This window comes from Spirosoma endbachense (genome assembly GCF_010233585.1).
GTDB classification, from domain to species: domain Bacteria; phylum Bacteroidota; class Bacteroidia; order Cytophagales; family Spirosomataceae; genus Spirosoma; species Spirosoma endbachense.
Map to the genome: position 1 here is coordinate 10,306,777 of NZ_CP045997.1, position 6,948 is coordinate 10,313,724.

Annotated in this window: 1 protein-coding gene and 1 pseudogene; both read left to right on the top strand. The window is 55.1% G+C overall.

Going from position 1 to position 6,948, the window contains the following annotated elements:
- Window positions 1-218 (top strand): annotated as a pseudogene (locus GJR95_RS42455) (hypothetical protein); the annotation flags it as partial.
- Window positions 219-500: 282 nt separating this feature from the next.
- The coding region (locus GJR95_RS41605; RefSeq protein ID WP_198424791.1) for an SdrD B-like domain-containing protein at window positions 501-6,948 on the top strand (6,448 nt) is incomplete at its 3' end.

Here is a 6,948-nt window from a genome sequence, read left to right on the forward strand (position 1 = left end):
CAGCCCAGGTGATTCCCGCCAATGGGGTGCTTGTGAGCACCCTGGCCAGTCCGGGGGTTGCCACCACGTACACGGTGCGGGTTTATAACCAGTCAGGATGTTACACCGACATGACCGTATTATTGATACCAACGGTGTGTGATTGTCCGGCTGAGGTCTGTTTGCCATACGTAATCAAACAAACCAAGCGTCCAGGACGCTTGGGAGATCAAAAGTAATCCATGAAGGAGGTAGACCCTTTAGCTGCCCTTACTGCTTACTCCAATTAAGTTGTTTTCTACCCTGAAAGAGTTTCCCAGATCAACCATTTTATCTCGTCTGATAACCGGTTAGAAAGGGAACACTTTCATCAGTACGAGATGATATGTACTCACGAAAAATGCCCATTTGCCTGATGAATGCCATCCAGACATATAGACTCATTGTCAATTTATAATCTTGATTTTATGAATATGCCCACAACTTTACGACAAAGTATACAGTTAATAGCATCGTGCACGATGCTACGGCCTGTGCCCAGAAGGCTTCGGGCTATATGGCTTTTATTCAGTCTGGCAGGGCTTTTTAGCCCTATTTTGGCCCAGGCACAATGTCCGACGATTCAATCGGTAAGTTCTTCGAGTTGTTACTATGTTGGTGGACAAAGTAGGGCTACTGTTAGTGCTACGATAGTTTGGGATAACACTGGCTCTGGCGATATCACGGTCCAGCTCAGCACCCTGAGTGGAACCCCAATTGCCTCCCGAACATTTAAAACGGGCACCTTTACCCAGGTATATACCGCTAATTATAGTGGGCAGCAAACCATATTATCGCCCCAGGTTATTGCATTTGAAGTGCCCGCTGATGGCTCTACAGGCCGCTTAAGTGTATCGCGAGGAAGTTGTCCGACCAGTACGTTCCAAACGCTTTATACGGCTCCGTCTGCCTGTCCACCAACAGCATGCCCGGCTAACACCCTTGGTGGCACCGTTTTTTATGACTTTGATGCCAACGGCATTCAGGCAACTGGTGAAACAGCGGGTGTTCAAAACGTTACCGTTACTGCCTTCCCCCGAATTGGCTCTCCGGTTTCGACTACGACCGATGCTTTCGGTATTTTCAGTCTCACCATTCCGACCAGTGCCTATCCCGTACGATTAGAGTATTCGAACATTCCAGCCTTTCTGTCGGGAGGGAAAAGTGGGCCCAACGGAACCAGCAGCCGAACAACCGTTCAGTTTATCAGCGCACCAACCTGCACGGCGAGTCTGGGTGTGCTGAATCAAAACGAATTCTGCGAAACCAATCCATTGCTGACCACACCCTGTTACACCAACGGGGACCCATTGGGCGGAGGCAACTCAGGTACTGATCCGGCTATTGTTGGGTTTAACTATAATTCAGCCGGACGCAGTGGCCCTGAAACGTTTATGATAGAAGGTTCTGAGGTTGGGGCAACCTGGGCGATGGCTTACAATAAATTTACCAAACGACTCTTTGCATCTGCAACCGTAAAACGACACGTTGGGTTAGGCCCACAAGGTATTGGTGGAATCTATGCCATTAACTTAACGAATCCGGCTGCACCAATCGTATCAAACTTTCTCAATGTAGTCACCGACCTTGGTATTAATGTCGGTAGCATTGGTACGAACGTAGCCCGTGGATTAAATGCCAATCGAACGGCACCCAGCAATGACCCTACTTCCTTTTCCGCAGTCGGTAAGATGGGAATCGGCGGAATGGACCTGTCGGATGATAATACCAAGCTTTACTTCACCAACCTGTTCACCAACACCATTCACCAGGTGGATATAACCGCGTATAACAGCAGTGGAACCAAACCCACAGCGGCTAATGTAACGACGTTTACGATTCCTGATCCGGGCTGTACGGGTGGCACAGCACATGCATGGGCCTTGAAAGTATACCGGAATAAAGTCTACGTAGGCGTTGTATGCGACGCTTCTACGTCCACAAAAAGCAACCTGACTGCATTCGTGTATCAACTCGATCCAGTAGCGAATACGTGGACAAACGTATTTACAATTCCGCTGACCTACCCGAAAGGTTATGTTTCCAGTAGCAATCCAAGTGTTACGGGCTGGTTCCCCTGGAATGATGATTTATCGACTTTTAATCAGGGAGCCAATCAATTCGGATTTGATGTTTATCATCCGCAACCCATTTTATCAGACATTGAATTTGATGTTGATGGCTCCATGGTGCTGGGCTTCATTGATCGGACGGGTATGCAGACCGGCTATTTTAACTATGGTTTAACGGGCACAACTCTATACAATGGTTTTTCGGGGGGAGATATTTTACGGGCTTATTATAGCAACAATACGTTCATTCTGGAAAACAATGCAAAAGCTGGACCTTCTACCGGCTACGGGCCAGCTAATAATCAGGGACCTGGCTTTGGTGAATTTTATAACGACAACTGGAATCAGCTAGATAATCCTAACCTTATATTCCATGCTGAAAATAACGAAGGTGGACTGGCACTACGGCCCGGTTCGGGTGAAGTAGTCACTACCGTTATGGACCCAATTAACCCTAATGATAATCCCGATGTACAGAACGTCTTCTATTCGGGAGGAGTACGACACTTAAATAACAACACAGGGGGCGTAAATAGTGCTTACATGCTGTACCAAACTAACAACAATGGTACACAGCCAAACCCAGGTACATTCGGAAAAGCAACGGGTTTAGGTGACCTGGAGCTAGCTTGCTCAGCAGCCACGTATATTGAACTGGGAAACCGAATCTGGAACGATGCCGACCATGATGGCGTGCAGGACCCCGGCGAATTACCCATAGCAGGCGTCACTGTCAATCTCTACAATGCCACAACGGGTGCTTTAGTGGCATCCAGAACTTCCTCAGCAAGCGGAGAATATTACTTTTCTACCCTATTAGGGGATGCGCTATTACCCAATACGGCCTATAACATCTTATTTGGAGTGGGTCAGTTTAACAGCGGCACGCAGGAACTGACGGTTAGTGCTAATAAATTTAAACTGACGGTAGCAAACGTGGGTGAGGGGAGCATACCTGACCAGAACGACTCGGATGCTGACCCCAACGTGCTGTCTACAGCTCTGGGCGCCCGGCCAGGTGGTATTCCACAAATAAACGTCACGACGGGCGATTTTGGCTTTGTCGATCACACTTTCGATGCAGGCGTCTTTTGCTCGGATATAACAGCGACACTAACGCCGGTACCCGCCACCTGTACAGCAACAACGGAAAACAATAACGGCCAGATTAGCATCACCTCGGTGACGAATGCGAATCGCTTCGCCATTAGTTTGGGTACGTCCTATACTGGTGTAGCCTACGCCAGCGCCACTGCGATTGGGTCGCTTCCACAAACAGTGGTCAATAATGCTCCCAATGAAGGTCAGACTTATACTGTCCGGTTTTTCAACGGATCAGACAATTGTGTACAGGATATAACAGTGACAGTTGCGCCAAAAAGTTGTACAGCCGTGCCTTGTGGGCTGGCTATGGTCGTCACACCAGGTCTGTGCCAATCGGCAACCAACAGCTATGTCCTGTCAGGTACTGTCACCGCCACCAACGTTCCCAGCAGTGGCACGCTCACGATTACCTCAGCGGCCTTTTCACCGCGAAGCCTAACCTTGCCTGCGGGCAATGCTTCGGGCACCTTCAGTTACTCTGGGTTAGTCAGCAATGGGCAGGACTATACCGTTACGGCCAGCTATTCCAATTCAGCCTGCTCACCCGTAAGTCAGACATTCACTGCTCCAGCCTCCTGCTCAGTCGCGCCCCCCTGTTCGATGAGTGCGGTGGCCACGCCAGGCATTTGTGCCACGGCCACCAATGCCTATTCGGCCACGGCGGTGGTCAGGCTGACTAACCCCACGCCGGGACTGCTCACCGTCACCAATGGCGCCCAGAGTCTGACTTTCGTCACTACCGCCGTCAGCTCAGCTACCTTTACGGCAGTCTTCAACGGGCTCGTCTCCGATGGACAGAGTCATACCGTCACAGCCAGTCTGCCCGGCTGTTCGACCACCACGGCCACCTATACCGCTCCAGCCTCCTGCTCAGTCGCGCCCCCCTGTTCGATGAGTGCGGTGGCCACGCCGGGCATTTGTGCCACGGCCACCAATGCCTATTCGGCCACGGCGGTGGTCAGACTGACCAACCCCACACCGGGGGTGCTCACCGTCACCAATGGCGCCCAGAGTCTGACCTTCGTCACCACGGCGGTTAGTTCGGCTACCTTCACAGCACTCTTCAATGGGTTAGTCTCGGACGGAGCCTCCCATACGGTCACGGCCAGCCTGCCCGGTTGTTCGACCACAACAGCCACCTATACGGCTCCAGCCTCCTGCTCGATAGCGCCCCCCTGTTCGATGAGTGCGGTGGCTAGTCCGGGTCTCTGCGCCACGGCCACCAACGCCTACTCGGCCACGGCGGTGGTCAGACTGACCAACCCCACACCGGGGGTGCTCACCGTCACCAATGGCGCCCAGAGTCTGACTTTCGTCACTACCGCCGTCAGCTCAGCTACCTTTACGGCGGTCTTCAACGGACTCGTCTCCGATGGACAGAGCCACACCGTGACCGCTAGCTTGCCCGGCTGTTCGACAACTACGACCACCTACATGGCCCCGGCCGCTTGCTCAGTCGCGCCCCCCTGTTCGATCACAGCGGTGGCTACAGCCGGTCTCTGTGCCACGGCCACCAACGCCTACTCGGCAACCGCTCTGGTTAGGCTGACCAATCCCACACCGGGACTGCTCACCGTCACCAACGGAGCCCAGAGTCTGACCTTCGTCACCACGGCGGTTAGCTCGGCTACCTTCACGGCCGTCTTCAACGGACTCGTCTCCGATGGACAGAGCCATACCGTGACCGCTAGCTTGCCCGGCTGTTCGACAACTACGACCACCTACATGGCCCCGGCCGCTTGCTCAGTCGCGCCCCCCTGTTCAATAAGTGCGGTGGCTACAGCCGGTCTCTGTGCTACAGCTACTAATACCTACGCGGCAACGGCTGTCATAACTCTGACTAACCCCACACCGGGACTGCTCACCGTCACCAACGGAGCCCAGAGCCTGACCTTCGTCACTACCGCCGTCAGCTCGGCCACCTTTACGGCGGTCTTCAACGGACTCACCTCCGATGGAGTGTCTCATACCCTGACCGCGTCGCTACCCGGTTGTTCGACCACGACCACGACCTATACCGCTCCGGCCGCCTGTTCGATCGCGCCCCCCTGTTCGATGAGTGCGGTGGCCACGCCGGGGATTTGTGCCACGGCCACCAACGCCTACTCGGCAACCGCTCTGGTCACTCTGACCAACCCCACACCGGGGGTGCTCACCGTCACCAACGGCGCCCAGAGTCTGACCTTCGTCACCACGGCGGTTAGTTCGGCTACCTTCACAGCACTCTTCAATGGGTTAGTCTCGGACGGAGCCTCCCATACGGTCACGGCCAGCCTGCCCGGTTGTTCGACCACAACAGCCACCTATACCGCTCCAGCCTCCTGCTTGGCCGCTCCGGTTTGTTCGATCACGGCGGTGGCTACAGCCGGTCTCTGTGCTACAGCTACTAATACCTACTCGGCAACGGCTGTCATCACCCTGACTAACCCCACACCGGGGGTGCTCACCGTCACCAACGGCGCCCAGAGCCTGACTACCACCATTGCCAGTGGACTCACCAGCTTCTCCTTCACGGCGGTATTTAACGGACTCGTCTCCGATGGACAGAGCCATACGGTCACGGCCAGTCTGCCCGGTTGTTCGACCACGACCACGACTTATACGGCCCCGGCCTCCTGCTCAATCGCACCAGTCTGTTCGATCACGGCGGTGGCTACAGCCGGTCTCTGTGCCACGGCTACCAACGCCTACTCGGCCACGGCTCTGGTCAGACTGACCAACCCCACACCGGGGGTGCTCACCGTCACCAATGGCGCCCAGAGTCTGACCTTCGTCACTACCGCCGTCAGCTCGGCCACCTTTACGGCGGTCTTCAACGGACTCACCTCCGATGGAGTGTCTCATACCCTGACCGCGTCGCTACCCGGCTGTTCAACCACTACGGCCACCTATACCGCTCCGGCCGCCTGCGCGATCGCGCCAGTCTGTTCGATCACAGCGGTGGCTACGCCAGGCATTTGTGCCACGGCCACCAACGCCTACTCGGCAACGGCTGTCATCACCCTGACCAACCCCACACCGGGGGTGCTCACCGTCACCAATGGCGCCCAGAGCCTGACTACCACCATTGCCAGTGGACTCACCAGCTTCTCCTTCACGGCGGTATTTAACGGACTCGTCTCCGATGGACAGAGCCATACGGTCATGGCCAGTCTGCCCGGTTGTTCGACCACGACCACGACTTATACGGCCCCGGCCTCCTGCTCAATCGCACCAGTCTGTTCGATCACGGCGGTGGCTACAGCCGGTCTCTGTGCTACGGCCACCAATGCCTACTCAGCCACGGCTGTCATAACTCTGACTAACCCCACACCGGGACTGCTCACCGTCACCAATGGCGCCCAGAGCCTGACCTTCGTCACTACCGCCGTCAGCTCGGCCACCTTTACGGCCCTCTTCAACGGACTCACCTCCGATGGAGTGTCTCATACCCTGACCGCGTCGCTACCCGGTTGTTCAACCACGACCACGACCTATACCGCTCCGGCCGCCTGTTCGATAGCGCCGGTCTGTTCGATCACAGCGGTGGCTACGCCAGGTCTCTGTGCCACGGCTACCAACGCCTACTCGGCAACGGCTGTCATCACTCTGACTAACCCCACACCGGGACTGCTCACCGTCACCAACGGCGCCCAGAGTCTGACTACCACCATTGCCAGTGGACTCACCAGCTTCTCCTTCACGGCGGCCTTCAATGGCCTGACCTCCGATGGACAGAGCCATACCGTAACCGCCAGTCTGCCCGGTTGTTCAA